At 58.6% G+C, this 17,444-nt stretch carries 17 protein-coding genes; 7 read left to right on the top strand and 10 right to left on the bottom strand.

The genetic code is table 11. From position 1 onward, the window contains the following. The first annotated feature begins 39 nt into the window (after positions 1 to 39). Positions 40 to 1,263, top strand: a complete 1,224-nt coding sequence (locus tag CMV30_RS18510) for an oligogalacturonate lyase family protein (protein ID WP_096057408.1) — start codon at positions 40 to 42, stop codon at positions 1,261 to 1,263. A gap of 12 nt (positions 1,264 to 1,275) precedes the next feature. Then, positions 1,276 to 2,055, top strand: a complete 780-nt coding sequence (gene surE, locus CMV30_RS18515; protein WP_096057409.1) for a 5'/3'-nucleotidase SurE — start codon at positions 1,276 to 1,278, stop codon at positions 2,053 to 2,055. 19 nt (positions 2,056 to 2,074) lie between these two features. Here the strand turns inward: surE and CMV30_RS18520 are convergent, their stop codons facing one another. Together CMV30_RS18520 and CMV30_RS18525 are read right to left on the bottom strand one after the other, a co-directional pair. Beyond that, entirely contained in the window at positions 2,075 to 2,488 is a 414-nt protein-coding gene (locus CMV30_RS18520; protein ID WP_096057410.1) for a hypothetical protein, read from the bottom strand. Next, a complete protein-coding gene (locus CMV30_RS18525; RefSeq protein WP_175414965.1) occupies positions 2,485 to 2,847 on the bottom strand; it encodes a hypothetical protein in 363 nt (120 codons plus the stop codon). Before CMV30_RS18525 ends, CMV30_RS18520 begins: the two co-directional genes overlap by 4 nt. A gap of 85 nt (positions 2,848 to 2,932) precedes the next feature. Here CMV30_RS18525 and CMV30_RS18530 point away from each other — a divergent pair, with 85 nt between their 5' ends. After that, positions 2,933 to 3,256 (top strand): cupin domain-containing protein, encoded by a 324-nt coding sequence (locus tag CMV30_RS18530; protein WP_175414966.1) that lies wholly within the window; start codon positions 2,933 to 2,935, stop codon positions 3,254 to 3,256. Between the two features lie 85 nt (positions 3,257 to 3,341). Further along, positions 3,342 to 3,776: a hypothetical protein gene (locus tag CMV30_RS18535; protein WP_096057413.1), complete on the top strand. Its 435-nt coding sequence runs from the start codon at positions 3,342 to 3,344 to the stop codon at positions 3,774 to 3,776. A 122-nt stretch (positions 3,777 to 3,898) separates the two neighbouring features. On the opposite strand, the gene CMV30_RS18540 is transcribed toward CMV30_RS18535, so the two are convergent. Continuing rightward, positions 3,899 to 5,692 carry a DEAD/DEAH box helicase gene (locus CMV30_RS18540; protein WP_096057414.1) on the bottom strand — a complete coding sequence of 598 codons (1,794 nt, stop codon included), beginning with the start codon at positions 5,690 to 5,692 and terminating at the stop codon, positions 3,899 to 3,901. A gap of 135 nt (positions 5,693 to 5,827) precedes the next feature. On the opposite strand from CMV30_RS18540, the gene CMV30_RS18545 reads away from it, so the two are divergent. Continuing rightward, a complete protein-coding gene (locus tag CMV30_RS18545; RefSeq protein WP_096057863.1) occupies positions 5,828 to 7,102 on the top strand; it encodes a DEAD/DEAH box helicase in 1,275 nt (424 codons plus the stop codon). Positions 7,103 to 7,194: 92 nt separating this feature from the next. On the opposite strand, the gene CMV30_RS18550 is transcribed toward CMV30_RS18545, so the two are convergent. Both CMV30_RS18550 and CMV30_RS18555 read right to left on the bottom strand, forming a co-directional pair. Further along, positions 7,195 to 7,965, bottom strand: coding sequence for an alpha/beta fold hydrolase (locus tag CMV30_RS18550; protein WP_096057415.1), 771 nt, complete (start codon positions 7,963 to 7,965; stop codon positions 7,195 to 7,197). 30 nt (positions 7,966 to 7,995) lie between these two features. After that, positions 7,996 to 9,003 carry a glycosyltransferase gene (locus tag CMV30_RS18555; RefSeq protein ID WP_096057416.1) on the bottom strand — a complete coding sequence of 336 codons (1,008 nt, stop codon included), beginning with the start codon at positions 9,001 to 9,003 and terminating at the stop codon, positions 7,996 to 7,998. Positions 9,004 to 9,154: 151 nt separating this feature from the next. On the opposite strand from CMV30_RS18555, the gene CMV30_RS20840 reads away from it, so the two are divergent. After that, positions 9,155 to 9,289, top strand: coding sequence for a hypothetical protein (locus CMV30_RS20840; protein WP_281254869.1), 135 nt, complete (start codon positions 9,155 to 9,157; stop codon positions 9,287 to 9,289). A gap of 1,444 nt (positions 9,290 to 10,733) precedes the next feature. On the opposite strand, the gene CMV30_RS18560 is transcribed toward CMV30_RS20840, so the two are convergent. Next, entirely contained in the window at positions 10,734 to 11,609 is an 876-nt protein-coding gene (locus tag CMV30_RS18560; protein WP_096057417.1) for a rhamnogalacturonan acetylesterase, read from the bottom strand. Between the two features lie 6 nt (positions 11,610 to 11,615). Then, a complete protein-coding gene (locus tag CMV30_RS18565) occupies positions 11,616 to 12,656 on the bottom strand; it encodes a Gfo/Idh/MocA family protein (RefSeq protein ID WP_096057418.1) in 1,041 nt (346 codons plus the stop codon). Between the two features lie 495 nt (positions 12,657 to 13,151). Here CMV30_RS18565 and CMV30_RS18570 point away from each other — a divergent pair, with 495 nt between their 5' ends. Beyond that, positions 13,152 to 14,120: a formylglycine-generating enzyme family protein gene (locus CMV30_RS18570; RefSeq protein ID WP_217494426.1), complete on the top strand. Its 969-nt coding sequence runs from the start codon at positions 13,152 to 13,154 to the stop codon at positions 14,118 to 14,120. 28 nt (positions 14,121 to 14,148) lie between these two features. On the opposite strand, the gene CMV30_RS18575 is transcribed toward CMV30_RS18570, so the two are convergent. Genes CMV30_RS18575 through CMV30_RS18585 form a run of 3 tightly spaced genes read right to left on the bottom strand, consistent with a single transcriptional unit; the run spans position 14,149 to position 17,425 of the window. Beyond that, entirely contained in the window at positions 14,149 to 14,538 is a 390-nt protein-coding gene (locus CMV30_RS18575; RefSeq protein ID WP_096057420.1) for a RidA family protein, read from the bottom strand. Next, a complete protein-coding gene (locus CMV30_RS18580) occupies positions 14,535 to 16,058 on the bottom strand; it encodes a M81 family metallopeptidase (protein WP_096057421.1) in 1,524 nt (507 codons plus the stop codon). The genes CMV30_RS18575 and CMV30_RS18580 overlap by 4 nt, the downstream gene beginning before the upstream one ends. A 2-nt stretch (positions 16,059 to 16,060) precedes the next feature. Further along, the gene (locus CMV30_RS18585) at positions 16,061 to 17,425 is read right to left on the bottom strand and encodes an aspartate aminotransferase family protein (protein ID WP_096057422.1); all 1,365 of its coding nucleotides are present in this window, start codon (positions 17,423 to 17,425) and stop codon (positions 16,061 to 16,063) included. Positions 17,426 to 17,444 lie beyond the last annotated feature (19 nt).

The following is a 17,444-nucleotide window of genomic DNA, read 5'->3' on the forward strand; positions in this document are numbered from 1 at the left end:
GTCCTTTGCTTCGCGGAATTTTCCTTTCACCGTGAAGAGATGCCTTCGCTAGAAATCGTCGCCAGCGGCCAGCCAGCTGCGGGATCCACCGCGCAGCTTCTCTATTTTACCTGCTCCAGCCTCACCGCTGACGATCGCCACCTCATCTTCGTCCGCATCAGCGACGGCAACCCGAACCTCCACGCGCTCAACCTCCAGACACGCGAGGAGCGCCAGCTCACCTTCAACACCGAAGGTACGCTCAAATCCTACGTCTATTTCCGCGGCACGCCGTACCGCGGTTTCGGCCGCGCCAGCATGAGCCTCGATGCCGCTCGCGGTCTCGTTTATTTCATCCAAGGCCGCGACATCTGCTGCGTCGATCTCGCGAGACGCCAGCGCACCATCGCCCGTCTTCCCGACGGACAAGTCACGGCTTTCACCCACATCAGCGCCGATGGCCGCCGCATCTGCGTCCCCACGACCGACGCTCGCGCGCTCGAAGACAACACACCACCCGCCGACGCGAAGGGCGAAAATTTAGTCGGCGGCAAACGCAACGAAGTCATCAGCGACAAGCCCACCTACGACATCGACGAGCGCGTTCGTCGTGAAAATCTCAACTCCTACATCCGCGTCTACGACACGACTACCGGCGCCGAACTTCTCTGCGAACGCGTCCCGCAAGCGTGGATCACCCACGTACAGTTTTCTCCCACCAATCCCGACTGGATTCTCTACAACCACGAGTGGCCCTCCGACTGCGGCATCCGCCGCCTCTGGCTCTGGGACGGCATAAATCACCGTCGTCTCCGCACGGAAGAAAACGGTCGCAGCCGAACCGACTGGAGCTGTCACGAGATGTGGACCGCGGACGGTCGTTTCATCATCTACCACGGCAAATTCGCCGATGGCACCGCATACGTAGGTCGCGTCAGTCCCGCCGGCGGCGACAACATCGAGATCGGCCTGCCTAAGAGCTACCACCGTTACGGCCACTTCACGGCGGGCAATCTCCACAACGACTGGCTCGTCTCCGACGGCTACTGGCATCCCGATGGCGAACCCGAAAACGGTCTTTGGGGCGGCGAGTGGATCACGCTTCAGAAAATCGACTGGGCGCGCCGCCACATCGAGTGGGTTCCGCTCTGCGCGCATCACTCGTCATGGGATTGCCAGGACAGCCACCCGCATCCCGTCTACGACCACGCCGACAAGCACATCTACTTCACGACCAACTCCGGCGGCGGCCGCTCCGTCGCCCGCGTCTCCATTCGTTCCTGATTCTTCGCCCTCATGCGCCTGCTCATCACCAACGACGACAGCCTCGACTGCGTTTTCCTCCACGTCCTCGTTCACGCGCTTCGCGACGCCGGTCACGAACTCTTCGTCGTGGCGCCAAAGACCGAGCAAAGCTGGATCGGCGCCGCCAAATCCCGCCATCGTCGCGTCAAGTCAGCCGTCTCCGATCGCGGTTTCAATTGCCCCACGTGGATGGTCGACGGCACGCCGAGCGACTGCGTGAACATCGGCCTCGCCCACCTGCTCCCCGTGAAACCCGACGCCGTCGTCAGCGGCATTAACGTCGGCCTCAACGCCTCGCTCAGTTTCATCCCCGCGAGCGGCACGATCGCGGGCGCCTGGGAGGGCGTCGTTCACGGCCTGCCCGCCATCGCGTTCTCGCAACACCTCACCTTCGGCGCCTTCGACAAATTCAAACGCGACGGCGGCCAGCCCGATTCCGAGGTCTCCGTCACACTTCGCGCCACCGCTGTACACACCGCGAAACTCGTCCCCGCGCTCGTCGCATCCACGCCTCCGCGCAGCTTCATTCTCCACAACATCAACTTCCCCTTCCCCTGCACCGCCGCAACCGAAGTCCGCCGCACCGTGCCCGCGCAGGTCATCGTCCCCGGCCTCTTCAGTCCGCAAGCCGATGACGGCACACACAGCTTCGTCTTTGCGATGGGCGACGAAATCACCCCGCCCGATAGCCCGCTCACCGACCGTGCCGCCCTCACCGCCGGCCACATCAGCCACACCGTCCTCGACTATAAAAAACTCTGCATGCTCTAGCCGCGCTTCGGATTCCATCTCACGCTCGAAACGCGATCCATCCATAGAGCACCGGCAACACGCAGAAGACGACATTCGTCGTGTGATAGCCCAGCCGCCACCAGCCGTTCATCAGATACGGGCGCACATCGAGCACGCACGCCGCCACCAGCCGCACGATCCAGAACACGGCCAGAAATCCGCACACCGCACGCGCCAGCAGCGTCCCGTTCGACAGCTCCCCGGCGAGAAACCACGTCCCACTCCCGAACGAAATCAGGCACACTCCAATAAATCCGTAGTAGATTCGAAACAGCCGCCTCCCAAACGGCGACATACGATCCGCCTCCGACCAGAGTCCCGTGACTAGCGGCATCAAGACGCCCGCCGCCACCAATCCGAAGTGAGTCAGTGCAGCAAGTTTCAGAGCCAGTTCTGCATTCAGTGTATTCATGGCAAAATTTTTTTGAGCCTGGCAACCCTCACGCGTCCGACGAACGGTGCATGAAAAAACACTGGCTCCGATGACACGGTAACCGCGAATGCCCCGCCAAGCGCGTCCACCACTTTACGCTCAACTCCATCCAGCGGGATCAAAGCACTGCATGATTTCATAATTTCAGTAATTTCTGAAATTAAGATTAAGTCAATCAGCAAACCCATCATCCTCCACGCACGTCGCCCGCTCGTTTGCCGGTACAGCACGCAAAGAGTCGCCTCCGCGCCATCTTCGCCGCACATCCGATCACCATGGAAAAAATCAATCTCACCGCCCTTCCCTGGCATGAGGACCGCTCGCCCAAGGGCGCTCATCACTCGTTCAGCAAAAAATCTCCAAAGCCCTCGGCGCAGGCCGCAACGTCTGGCCCTAAAGCGGCACCCTTCGACCTCCTCCCTCGTGCGCGTTCCGCCCGGCAAATCCGTCTGCCCCTTCCACAGCCACACCGCCCAGCACGAATTATTCGTCATCCTCGGCGGCGAAGACACCGTCCGCGCCGGACACGAACGCCACGCCATTAAAGCCGGTGACGCCCTCATGCACCCGCCCGGCGAAGCCCATCAGGTCATCAATACCGGCTCCGAAGAGCTGCTTTTCTACGTCGTCGCCGACAATCCCCCCGTGGACATCTCTCACTACCCCGACTCCGGCAAATGGGGCTTTCACCCTCACGGAAATTTTTTCCGCACCACTGCCGCCGAATACTTCGATGGCGAAGAGTGATCGTTGATAATCCCACTCGCCCTAAAATCACACTCCAGCGCCGCAACCTTCGAACCGATTAACGGTCACAAGCCAGCACAAGCTCATGGCGTCACAACAACGCGACTACATCCTCCGGCTCATCGAGCAGCTCCGCCAGTTCCTTAAACAGATCGTTCATCTGCGGGAAAACGGGCGCTACGACGAATCGCTCACCGCCATCGTCCGCGCCCAGGAACGCCTGCTCGGCCTGCCCGCCGAACGCTTTCTCAGTGCCAATCCCGAAGAGCATTTCAACCTCCTCACGCGCGGTGAGACACCCGCCAACGCCCGAGAAAAATGCCTAGCCCAGGCCGATCTCCTGGCAGAGGCCGCCCATATTTACTCCGATAAGGAACAGCCCGCTCTCGCCAAAGGCGCATGGCGCTTTGTTCACGAGTTGATGGAGCTGACCGCCGCCAAATTCCCCGACACTGAGGCCCAGGATATCGGCCGCCGACTCGATGAAGCCGCACGGCAGATGATCGCTGATGCCGCCTGATTCAGAGCTGCGCGGGAATCCTCCGCTTGCGATGGATGGCGCTGCTTCGTCAGCGCCGTAACCGTTGAAAACATGCCCGGCTCAGTAAGAGAACAGCCGGGCACGTCTTCCTAAACACCGGCTTATTCAGTCGTCCGATTCGCCTCAGTCGCGATCGCCGGCTTGAGCGTTTCGCCCTTCACGCGAATCCCCGCCAGCCGCGTGATCACCAGCTCCGCATGCTCTGAAATGACATCCACCAGCGCATGACGCTGATGAATATCCACCGCGCCGACGATATTAGCGGGTAACCGCGTCACCCCGGCGATCTTGCCGACTATGTCTCCCGGGGTGATCAACTCCTTGCGGCCCACATTAACGAAAATCGTCGTGTAACCCGCCTCTTTGCCCGTGCGCCCCGGACGCTCGTACTTCTGCTTCGAAGCACGTGGCCGATCATCATCATGTGTACTCGCTTCTTTCAAGGGCTCGGCCCGGCGCGGTGGCGCTTCTTCGCGATACGCCGCCTTCTTAAATGAACCCGCATCAGGTTCGTGCGAGTGCGTCGGACGGGCGGGAGCAGCCGCCGCAGGTAATGCTTTAACCGGTGCCGCTTTCGCAGCAGGCGCCGCGTCCGGTTTATCGCCCCCACCCTGCTGCATCATGTGCAACAATGCCGAGCAAATGTCCGTGCTCGCATAGCCCTGCTCCAGCAACCGGTCGATGATGCGATCCTGTTTCTTGAACTTCGCCTCTTGCAGCGTCGTGCGCAGCTTCTCGAAAAACACATTCTCTCGCGCCTCCTCGACTTGATCGAGCGACGGCACGTTCTCGCGGCGAATCTTGATCTTCGCGAAGCGGACCATGCCTTGAAGTTTGTAGAGCTCGCGTCCCGAAACGAACGTGAACGCCCGGCCCTCTTTGCCCGCGCGTCCCGTGCGACCCACCCGATGCGTATAATCCTCGGCGTCGTTCGGCAGATCGAAATTAAACACCACTTCAAGGTCGTCCACATCGAGGCCGCGAGCCGCCACATCTGTCGCGATCAGGAACTCAAACCCGCGCCGGCGGAATTTCTCCATCACCCGGTTGCGCTGCGTCTGTGTGATGTCGCCGTGCAAACGATCCACCGCATAACCGCGCGCGTGCAGGTGCTCGTCGAGCTCATCGACCATGATCTTCGTGCTGCAAAAAATGATGCCGAAGCGAAAGTCGTAGAGATCGATCAGGCGCGTGAGCACTTCCAGTTTCGAGCGGCGATCCACCTCGAAATAAACCTGGTCCACCTTCGGCGCGTTCTGCGCAGAGGACTCTACCTTGATCCAGGCCGGATTGCGTGTGAACCGCTTGATAAGCGATTGAATCGCCGGCGGCATCGTCGCCGAGAAAAACAGCAACTGCCGCTCCTCGGGCACTGCCGAAAGGATCTTCTCGATGTCGTCGCGAAAGCCCATGTCCAGCATCCGGTCCGCCTCGTCGAGAATCACCAGCTTCAGCGCATCCAGCTTCAAAGTACCGCGCTCCATGTGATCCATCACGCGGCCCGGCGTGCCAATGACGACCTGCACACCCGACTCCAGCGCGCGAAACTGCCGGTCATAGGATTGCCCGCCGTAGATCGGCGTCGCCTGGAGCCCGCGTTTGAACAGCGACAACTTGCCAACCTCCTCCGCAACCTGCACCGCGAGCTCGCGCGTGGGACATAGGATCAGCACCTGCACTTTGCGCACCTGCGTATCGACCTTCTCGATCGCCGGGATCGCGAACGCCGCCGTCTTGCCTGAGCCCGTGGAGGATTGGCCGATCACATCGCGGCCTTCCAGAATCGTCGGGATCACCGCTGTCTGAATCGGCGAGGCCTCTTCAAAACCCATCTTATCGACGGCCTTGAGGATCTCGGGCGAAAGGCCCAGCTCGGCAAATTTAAGTTTTTCCATCCCGCACCGTGTCTCAGAGATTCCGAAAAGCAGAGGACAAAATCCAACCGTACCTGTTCACGCTTGCCTCACCGCCTCCGGCTCGCCGGGAAATTTGCCCTCGCGTTCACCTTCGCGCGTAACGCTAATACGCGAATGCCGTTCTCAAAACTCGGGCTCTATTCCAGCCTCGTCAAAGGTACTCAAGCCATGGGGTACACCGATCCCACGCCCATCCAGCAGCGTGCGATCCCAGTCGTTCTTTCGGGCAAAGACCTGATCGCCTCAGCTCAGACCGGCACCGGTAAAACCGCCGCCTTCGCCCTTCCTGTTCTTAACCGCCTCGGGCCCCACAAGCCCGGCAGCCCCCGCGTCCTCGTCCTCGAGCCAACGCGCGAACTCGCTGCTCAGGTCGAAACCGCTTTCCGCGACTTCGGCCGCTTCACCGACATCAGCGCTACCGTGCTCCATGGCGGCGTCGGCTATGGCAAACAACGCGGCGACCTTCGCGCGGGCGTCGATATCGTCATCGCGACCGTCGGCCGCCTCATGGATTTCATCCAGGAAAAATCCATGCGCCTCGATAAAATCGAGATCCTCATCCTAGACGAAGTGGACCGCATGCTGGACATGGGCTTCATCAAAGACGTGAAACGCATCGTCGAGATGTGCCCCAAGAGCCGCCAGACGCTCTTCTTCTCCGCCACCGTCCCGCCCGAGATCGAAGAGATGGCCCGCTTCGCCCTCAAGAATCCCGAGCGCATCGAGATCGGCCGGCAACGCTCGGTAAACGAATCCGTCAACCACGCGATCTACACCGTCTCCCACCCGCTCAAATTCGACCTCCTCCTCGCCCTCCTCGAAAAGACCGACTTCCAGAGCGTCATCGTTTTCTCCCGCACCAAACACGGTGCCGATAAAATCGCCCGCAAGCTCAAGTCCGCCAACCACACCGTCGCCGTCCTCCACGCCAACCGTTCCCAGAACCAGCGCATGGAAGCCCTCGATGGCTTCAAGAAGGGCCGCTACGAGATCATGGTCGCCACCGACATCGCCGCCCGCGGCATCGACGTCGCCGGCGTGTCTCACGTCATCAACTACGACGTCCCCGAAAATCCCGAGGACTACGTTCACCGCATCGGTCGCACCGGCCGCGCCATGTCGGTTGGTGATGCCTTCATGCTCGCCACCCCCGAAGATGTGAAAGACGTCCGCGACATCGAACGCTTCATCGGCGCGAAAATCCCGCAGCTCACCCTCGAGGGCTTCGACTACAAATCCCGCCCAATCGTATCCTCGACTGACCGCCCTCACCTCAAAGACATCCCGCGCGACCCGATGAATAACCCGCGCGCCTTCGGTGGCGGCAATCCGCATCACCACCCGCAAGGCAAACCCGGCTCCCACTGGCGTAATCGCCGCAGTCGCTGAGCCTGTGTAGAGCGCGAGCTTGCTCGCCACTTCCGAAAAAGCCGCGTCTCACTCGACGCGGCTTTCTTGTGCCCGCCTCAAGACATCTTCCGTCACCCCAGCACCGCCCGCACAAACGCCTCACGCGTCTCCATGTGCGGATTATGCCCTGACTCCGCGATCACCTCCAACGCCGACTGCGGGAAATGCCGCTCAATCCCCTCCCAATCCGTCGGCACCACATAGCGCGACTTCCCGCCCGTCACGAATAACACCGGTCCCGCGAAACGATCTCCGTCAGCCAGCGGCGTCTTCTCCAGCGCAGGCAACGCCGCCGTTAGCACGGGCAAATTGACCAGCCACCGCCACGCGCCGCTCTCCGCATCCCGCTCCAGATTCGTCGTGAGAAACTTCCGCATCGCCCAGTCGCCCACCCGCGCTTCGAACTTCATCTCGGCCTCGCCGCGCGATTGCAGCGGCCGCAAATCCAGCTCGTTCATCGCCGCAAATTCCGACCGGTGCGCCGCTGAGTTATAGTCCTTCGGTGCGATGTCCACGACGACCAGCCGCTCCACCCGCTCCGAATGTCGGCACGCGAGCAACATCGCCACCTTCCCACCCATGCTGTGCCCCATGAGCGACGCCTTCGCGATCCCCTGCCCGTCCATCCACGCAATCACATCCGCCACCATCGCCTCATAGCTCATCTCCGCCTCATGCGGCGACCGCCCATGATTCCGCAGATCCAGCGCCCACACCTGATAACGCGCCGCGAGATCGCCTCCGGTCGATTGCCAGTTGCGCGACGACCCGAGCAATCCATGGAGAACAACCAGCGCCGGCTTGCCTGTACCACCTAGATCACGATGAAAAAGTTGAGCCACGCAAAAACGGGAAGTGTCCAGAGGGACTTTTCAACGCTGTTCTTCCACCGTTTTCAGAAAACGCTCCGCCGTTGGCCGGGGTGTATAATGCTTGAGCGCCCAGTCACGTCCATTCGCCGCAATCTGCTCCCACCTGGCGTCATTCTCCATCAACCGGGTAACGACACCCAACGGATCGCTCAAATCGATCGGGACGTAATGTATCCAGGGTTCGGGTGCCACCGGCAGTAGCATTCCATACTTCTCGAAGTCCAAGTGAAAGGTAAGACAGCCGGATGCGAGAGACTCCCACCATCGCCAGCTATCCCATCTCAAAATCACGGGGTCCTGCTTAAAGCGCACCTGCCCAAACCAATGCTTTGCCGACGCACTTGCCGGCAAATTCAACAGATAGGGGTTATGTTTTAAGTCCGCTTTGTAAGCACCGCCATATGCGAGACACCCCAAACAGCTTTGCAGTCGGGCATAGTGATCGCCCGCGTTTATCTCCCGATCGATGACGAAGTGTTTTTCCAGATTAGGCACCAACGCGAAATCCAGGGATTCACGGATGGATTGGTTACCCGACGGTCGAAAATTGCGCAGGATGACTTTCTTGCGCTCACCAAACTGCACCGATCCCCCACACGCCGAGATTCTCTCCCGACTAAGACCAAATGCCCATGGGAGGCGTCGTCCAGGCACCTCCAGGAATCGATTCTCGTGCGAGAAAAACGCGGGCGTGGATTGCGGCGTCATCATCGTGCTCGAGGTGTCGGACATGCTCAATATGACCTTCACACCTGGGCGGAAGTCATTGATCGCAGCCATCAGTTGCTCGCTGTAAACGTCTTCGGTGACCGAAAACACCATCAGACCCTCCTTAAACTGTCCTACCTCCCGCTGGCTGAATCGTGAATCAGCCACGTTGGAATAAACAGCATAGCCGAGTTCCTTCAGACCTTCGGCCAGCGCCACCGCACCATAGTGGCGGAAATTCGGGTCAATTTGCTTTTCTGGGAAGTAGATAAAGACGCCGTGTTTTTTGAAGTAGCTCATCGTTGTTCGGGATAAGGCTCGAAGCTCCAGCCATCCTCAATTCAGAAACACCACCAGACAATCTCACCTGCTCGCTTCGAGCTTTTGCATGCCTTCCGAACGCCTTTTTCTACTCGCTACCAGTTACTCACTACTCGCTACTTCTCCGTCCATGTCCGACGCCAAACTGACCCCGATGATGCAGCAGTACTTCGAGGTGAAATCAAAGCAATGCGACCTGATTGGACATGTATTTGGACTTCAACGACATTCAGAGGAAAAGCTGGGGCGATTACCATCCCGATAGCCCTCAGAAAGCACCATTTTATACCCTCCCGGGTATAAGAAAGTGGGTATAAGTGAGCGAGTTCTTCGGGGCCCCATCGCCAATCACCAAAATATCTGTCCGACGAGGGGCGAGCAGAGACACCACGAACAGGTAGCTCGCACAGCTGCACTCCTTGTCGTTTCGCAGCTTAACTACGGCAGGCGTTGGAATTTTCGATAGTGGTGCGCCGAGCACAGCTTGGGATTAAACTAATCTTCCGGCGATTCGGCTTGGGCGGCATGAAAACTCCGCGGCTGAGAGCGCACCGCGGAACTTGTCGGAATCGAACGCGGTTAGCTACCAGCCAGCCCCCGCACAGTTCGCTAGCAAGTACACTGTACAGATCGCGTCCGGAATCCAAATACGAGCAATCCATTTCGCTTTTACGAGGCTTGGCCAGCCGTGCTCGATATTCGCCAGGTAAGTGAAATCCCCCATAAACGCGTAACTGGCATAAACTCATCCTGCGCCCTTTCGCGTAGTTCTCAGAGGAGCCCAGTTCCGCCTATGCATCGGAACGATGGATACACACTGCCCGCCATATGGCTAATTTTGGGGGGATCACCGAGGATTGAGTCCCATATGCGTTTCTTGTCCCCAAAACCACTCGGAGAGCTGCAAGCTCACTAAATTCGGCGCCGTAGACACGCAGGTCTCAGAAATCGAAAACACAATTTTTCCGATTTTGCCCTGATGTTTCAGACTCCTATTTCAGAGGTAAAATTGATTGATTCCTGCTTCCTCTTGTTTCCTAAAACACCTTCAGTTTTGGAAAAGGTGTAGAAAGAAGTGTAGAAAAAACTCAGGCTCATAACGTAAAGTTCGTTGATCAAATCCCCTCCACCAAAGCGCTCCAAGTACTTCGACTTAAGTACTCACTCGATTGCTAGAGAAAAGCGGGGTTGAACGAAATAAGATGGTAGCAACGCCCGGAAAATAGTCACCACCGCCCAGTGTCCCTATGCTACTCGAGGCCTTCTCTTACGTGGTCAAACGGAAGGATTTTTCAGAATAGACATCAGCGCTTCAGCACTAAGCGATATCTTCATGGGAATTTTTGAGGAGCTATCGACTCTGAACCTCACGGTCGTATGGCTCGATCCTGGCTACCCTCATTGACTGAGCAGATTTTGTACATGCGATGACCCTGTATAAACGAGGGCACATCGGCTGCGGGCCGCGCTATGCAGCCCGAGCCCGATCCAGACCGTTAAAACGGTCGCGACGGAGCGATGTCGAAGTGCTGCACAGTCGCGCAAAGTGAAGCGCCGCACCGATAGTAAATTTAGACGCGCAGACCGCCAGCCGTCGTAGGTTCTAGGCAAAGTAGACGCCGCGGCAACCCATCCCGAATAAGTTTAGAGGCTGAATACCGTGCGCTTTACAGCCCATCATGGCACACTCTTGGAAATGAAGAAGCAGATCACGATGCGTCAGGTACCGCTTCACCACTCGGTGAAAGAATGGCTGTCACGGGCTTGCTGCGGAGCGCTTTCAAACCCGCCACGACCTGCATGGCGTTGAACTCCGCGCCGGCGGCATTGGTGTGAACGTAGTCTTTTGGAAAAAATTCCTTCTTGAGCCAATCCTCACCGCGCCGCTGGTACTCCTGAGCGATGAGTTGCGTCGCATCGACGAAGTCGATCCCCGCCTCTGCCGCCAGCGCCCGGTTCCACTCCTGATAACCCGCTGGTCCCTGCTCCACCTTTCCATCCGTCCAAAGATTCCGCACGGTCGGTGAGATCAGCATGGGCGTCGCGCCTTTTGCCTTCACGTCAGTGATCATCCGCCGGATATACCAGCCGAAGGTGTGCACGATCTCATGTTTCTTCGTCAGCACATTATCGATCGCTTCCGTTTCTTCGCCCAATCCCGGCAGCGTACCGCGTGCGCGCAAGGGACGATCCGAGTCCGGCGGCGGCGCGTTGACGAAGTCAGCGTCGTTGTGCGCGAACTGTATCAGGACAATATCGCCCGACTTCAAATCAGCTATCAGCGCGTCCCACAGTCCCTCGTTGATGAAGGTGCGGCTGCTGCGTCCGCCCTTGGCGCGATTGTCCACATTGACTTTGGCCGGATCGAAAAACGCCGCAAAGGGAGCGCCCCACCCTTGCTGCAAAGGATGATCCACCGTCGCCGCTGTCGAATCGCCCGCGATGAAAATCGTGGGAAGCGCCGGATTAAGCGTACTTGGCACGCTCGACTGCGTATCCAAAGACTGGGCGAGGCCCGGCGTCAGTAACGACAGGGGAAACAGAAGAACGAGTGGGACAATTCGGAGTAACGATTTCGCGATCATAAAATATCAGACTAGTTCGGTTTTCTGTGAGCGCTCAGCTCGAGCCATGGCGGCAACGACTTCCACGGTGCCCATGATTTCCTCGAACGGCATTTCCAACACGCGACGCTTCGTCACCGCATCGTGGAAGACCGACCACGCGTATTCACCGGATACCTCCGCCGACTGCCATTCTTGTGAAATCACGTGGTCTTTGCCTCGCACCGCCGTGAGCCGGAGCCGCGAGGTGCGCTCGGCTTCGCCGTAAGCGACGGGAAACACGTTGCGGTGAATCGTGCCGCGCTCGTAGTGCAGCGTGAGCGAGTTGGCGTAGTGCTGGCCGTCATCGACGCAGAAGCTCGCGTGAATGCTGCCAAGAGCGCCGTTTTCGAAGAGGAGACCCAGCTCCGCATTGTCTGCCGTAGGTCGTCCAGTGAAGAGCCGGCTGCTCATCACCTGCACGCTCTGCACACGCCCGAAGAGCCGCAGCAGATCGCTCAACGAATAAATGCCGATGCGGAACAACGGCGCCGCGGGACACAGCTTTGGATCATCAAACCAGCGTCCGTCGGCTTTCTCACGGTAGGAAATCAGCATCTCACCGCGGCAGCTAACCGGACGACCAAGATCGAATTCGCGCTGCCACGCCAGGATCTGACGGACGTATTGCGGCGGCTCGGCCGGAGGCGAATTGAGGTGAATCACGCGTCCAAGACGCTGCGCTTCCGCCAGGACATCGCGCGCCGCAACCGGATCGAGTTCGAACGGCTTCGTGGTCATCACGTCCTTCCCCGCGCGAATAATCCTCAGGAGCAACTCCGACCGACCGACCGGACCGCTGAAAAGTCCGACGACCGGAATAGACTCGTCCCCCAACAAATCGTCCAGCGAGACATAACCTTTGATGCCGTACCGGCCGCAGAAATCCTGTAACTTCACAGGATCAGCGTCGCAGGCGGCAGTCACCCGAAACAAATCACATGCCGGCCCTTTCATCAGCGCTTGCGCGACCGTGGCTCCAAATCCCAACCCAACAAAACCTATCGCCAAGGGCGGGCACGGACTCATGTGCGAATTCCCAAGAATGCCTGGTGTGAGCCAGAGCGATATCGTCTCCCCAACCCAGCACCCGTCGTGACACTCCAGGACAACAGCCTCCCATCACAATTCCGCAACGCCCGACTGAATTGGTGTAGATACCCATATCCAGCGTCTATTTTCCGATTGAAGGAGTCGCAGAGCATAAACGCTTTTCGGATTGGAGAATTAAAACAATCATTTCACTAGGCAAATCGAATATCTCTTTTGGTAAAATAAAAAGGTAATGAATCATCATCGATTGCCTATCAAAGCGGCGGGCATCATAGCCGTAAAAACAGCCCGTTGTCCGGCAGCTCCATATTTATGTTCTGCTTTCCCAAGACTTTCGTTGTGAGACTGATTTCCCGCGTCTTTCAGACTCTGATATTTTCGCTCTTCCTGTTTTTTTCCGGATGTTTTCGCGAGCCGACACCAGAGCCCGCACAGGAACGGAGTTCACTTCCGCCCCTCCCACCCGCCGGCATGGCACTCATTCCAAGTGGCACGTTTTCGATGGGAAGCGACGCTGCCTATTCTTTCATCAACGAAAGACCCTCTCATGAAGTGACAGTCCGCGCGTTTTTCATCGCGATTAACGATGTAACAAATGCTCAGTTCGCAAAATTTGTAACAGAAACGCACTACGTCACAGTCGCGGAACGCCCGATCAACTGGGAGGAAATGAAAAAACAAGTACCTCCCGGCACACCGAAGCCGAGAGATGAAGACCTTCAGCCTGGATCTCTGGTGTTCAAAACCACCGAAGGTCCTGTCGATCTGAGCAACATGGCGAATTGGTGGGTCTGGACGCTCGGCGCTTCCTGGAAGCACCCAGAAGGCCCTGACTCAACTCTGGAAGGCCGGGAAAATCACCCCGTCGTCCACATCGCGTACGAGGATGCCGTGGCCTATGCCAAGTGGGCCAAAGGGCGCCTGCCGACCGAGGCAGAATGGGAGTTTGCAGCGCGCGGCGGACTCGTCCGTGCGCGTTTCGCGTGGGGCGATGGCAATCCACATCCCGCGGCCGGCAGGCATCGAGCCAACACGTGGACCGGCAATTTCCCCTGGCGCAACACCACTGATGATGGCTATGCGGGCACCTCGCCTGCCGGATCATTCCCACCCAACAGTTACGGGCTTTATGACATGGGCGGGAACGTGTGGAACTGGTGTTCCGATATTTATGCCGCGGATACTTATACCCAACGCGCCGACCATCCCGAATTTTGCAGCAATCCGTCTGGCCCTTCCGCCAGCGCCGGGCGTCAATGGATTGTCGGCGATCCCTCCCCCGCTGCCGTGCCGGGGGAACTCAGGCACGTGATCAAAGGCGGATCTTTTCTTTGCGCGCCCTCCTACTGCGAAAGCTATCGCCCGTCCGCCCGGCGCGGCAGTCCACCAGATACGAGCACCAGTCACATCGGTTTCCGCATCGTCATGGATCTGCCGTAAGTCTCCACCATCCCGCAGCGAGACGGCGTCAGCTTTCCTTAACGACTGCCACGCATTCGATTTCGTAGTGTAGCGCCACCGGAAGACAGTTGGTGATCGTTGTGCGCGCAGGAAACGGCTCCGAGAAATACTCGCGATACAATTCATTGTACCGGCTGAGATTGGCATCGTCCCGGAGATAATTCCTCGTCTGCACAACGTGCTTCAATCCGCTGCCAGCAGATTCCAGGATTTTGCGGAGGTTCTCAAGCGAGCGGCGAAACTCCCCCTCGAAAGTATCAGGCACCAGTTTCCCCGTGGCATCGACCGAGGCCTGGCCGGAAACGAAGATCAAATTCCCGACGCGCACCGCCGGGCTGAAGGGCAGGTGCGAAACAGGCGTATTCGCGTCTTTTGGATAAGAGATGTCAGTTTTCATGTAAATTCGCAGCTGAGAGTTTCGACCGCATCGACTGGCCACACCGGCCTCCGAAGCTTTGCCCAGGGCAGCCGGGCCAGATTGCCCGTGCAGGGACCGGGCGTATCCACATAATAGGACGCGCGGGCTATCTTGTCGTAAGCCCGCCGGTGGGCGACCGCCGCCTTCACGCCAATCACGGCAAATGCTGCGGGATCGAGTCCCTGGCTTCGAAACTGCCCCAGATCAAAAGGCGGCGTTTTCCTGCTCGTCAGCAAGATCGTGATCCCTCCGCTGCGAATCACCGCGCACGGTCCCATTTCAAACCGGCTGCCACCCATGGCCACAAGATGACTTTGCGGATCTTCCACATCAAAGCGTCCATCGCTGCGCGAAATGAGTGTGGCCTCGAGCAGGACCGGGCCTTCGTCGAGTTTTGATCCACGACCACCCACGTTTAGCTGGTGCGTGCTGCCAGTGGGCGCATCCGTCAGAGACGCCACCGTCAGCGGGTCGTTGATCGCGAGCAGTCCACCTTCGATGCCCTGCTTGATCAACGCGCGCAACACCCCGGTGCCATCGCCCGGCGCGCCACCGCCAATATTGTCGGATGGCTCCACCAACAAAACAGGACCGCCCATTTTCCCAGCGATGATCTCACGCGACAACGTTTCCACCACCGCATTCACCGGCGGTAGCACTTGATTTCCTCTTTCACGTAGCGACCACGCGAGTTCGGCCGCCTGCTGAAGATATCGCCTGTCGTCGTCCTTATCAGAAATCGAAATAAGGCTGAATGACACACCGGTATCCGGCGTGTCGGAAAACGAAAACCCCGCGGCAACGTTGCAAACCCAGATGTCTGGATTCTCCTCCTCCACTTTCCGCGCAAACCGCTTTAGCGAAAGCATCGGATCGTCTGCCGTGCCCGTCGCAGGCGGAGACCACATCAAATGCGGCCGTCCCCACGACATATGCGGAATCATTTTTTCGCGCAGACTGCGCGCCAAAAGCTGAGTCGCACGCTGCCCCGCCTGCTTTGCATCCGTATGCGGATTTTCCCGATAGCAAACGAGTCCATTGGCATGACGGCACATCAGCGCCGTCACGTTCGCATGCAGATCCAGCACGCCAAAAACCGGCAGCTTCGCCGCACCCGGTAATGCACGGATTCGCGCCAGTAATTCGCCCTCGGGATCTGGATGCGTCGGAGTCGCCATCGCTCCGTGCAAAACCAGAAAGATCCCTTCGATGCCGTAAATCAGCGCAGGCAGCGCCTGCGTCTCAAACTCGCGCCAAAATTGTTCGAAGGCGTCATCCTGCACCATTCCTCCGGGAAGAGCCCAGGCATCGATCGTTGGGATGACCTCCAGGCCCAAAGATTTCGCTTCTTCCAAAAAACCATCCGTGACTGACGCGTCGCCGAGCTTCGAGAAAATCGCTTTGCCGCGCAGGACCTGAAAATCACTCCAACGCGTGCTTCCATCCACGAAACTATGCGTCTCGTGGAAAAGGCCTGCGTACAAAATGCGCGGCTTCATCCTCAACGTGCCAGTGCCGCCGCAGCAACCGGCCCCTGCCAGGCGGCCGCATGACGGCGAAACGCCAGGGCTGCGCGCCGCAGCGTCTCGTCAATATCCGCCTCGTTGTGCGCAAGGCTGATCGACCACAAACCGCGCTCGATCGCACGAACGCCTTCTTCGAGCAGACAGCGCCGCAGATTGGCCCAGCGGGGCGCATCGTGACGCCGCACATAATCGCGATAATTGAGCACAGTGCCTTCCGGGGCGTCGGGCTTTAGCATGACAGTGTGGAAAATCAGTCCCGGGCCTTGCGGACGCAAGGGCACACCGTGCTCCTGCGCGAGATCCAGCAACCCCTTCATCAAACGATTCCCCAGCTTCTGAATATTCGCCGGATGCGTGGGACCGAGCTTCAGCACCTGATCGAGGCTCCACTTGCTCGCGACGAGGCACAGTGGGTTCGCGTTCAACGTTCCCGCATGCACAACTTCGCCAGAAATAATCGGCGCCATCGCCGCCTTGGTGCCAGCGAGCGCGGCAAACGGCGTACCGCCGCCCAATGCCTTGCCCAAAATAGTGAGATCGGGCTTGTATCCGTAATAACCTTGCGCACCGGCGGCGCCAAAACGAAGTCCCGTAATCGTCTCGTCCGAGATCATCAACATGCCATCTCGATCGCAGAGCTCGCGAATAGTCGACATGAGTTGCGCCACTGGCTCGATGCAGCTCGTGTTGCACAGCACCGGTTCAAAAATAATTGCGGCGATCTTGCCGCGAAACTGATCCACGCGGCGCCGCAGATGCTCGGGATCGTTCCACTGCGCCACCACGATTTTATCCATCACCTCCGGAATGACTCCCTTGCTTGGATGAATGCTGGCAGGACTCTCCTCTTCGCCCCAGTTGCCCGCCGGATTGGCGAAACCCGTCAGCCCCTCATCGCTCCAGCCGTGATAATGACCTTCGAAACGCAGGATCAAAGGCCGCTTGGTGAGCGCACGAGCCAGACGAAAAGCCGACAGCACGACTTCGGTGGCCGAGTTGTTGAATCGCACGAGTTCCGCAGACGGAATCATCTGTTGGATACGTTCAGCCACCTCGATTTCGAGTTCGCATTGCGCAGCCCAGTGCAGCCCCAGGCGGGCCTGTACCGCCAGGGCATCGGCCATCTCCGCCGGCGCGTGGCCGTAGAGCAGCGCGCCCTGCCCCAGTTGAAAATCAAGATAGTGATTGCCGTCGGCATCCCAGAGATTCGCGCCACTGCCATGGGAAAAATAGACCGGCACCGGAACCTCCAGCTTGCGGATGCCGCTGTTGACGCCACCAGCAATGCTTTTTTGCGCACGCTGAAACAACTCTTGAGAACGGGAAAATGTATAAGACATGGAAGGAAGCACGGCGAAA

This window comes from Nibricoccus aquaticus, assembly GCF_002310495.1.
GTDB lineage: Bacteria > Verrucomicrobiota > Verrucomicrobiia > Opitutales > Opitutaceae > Nibricoccus > Nibricoccus aquaticus.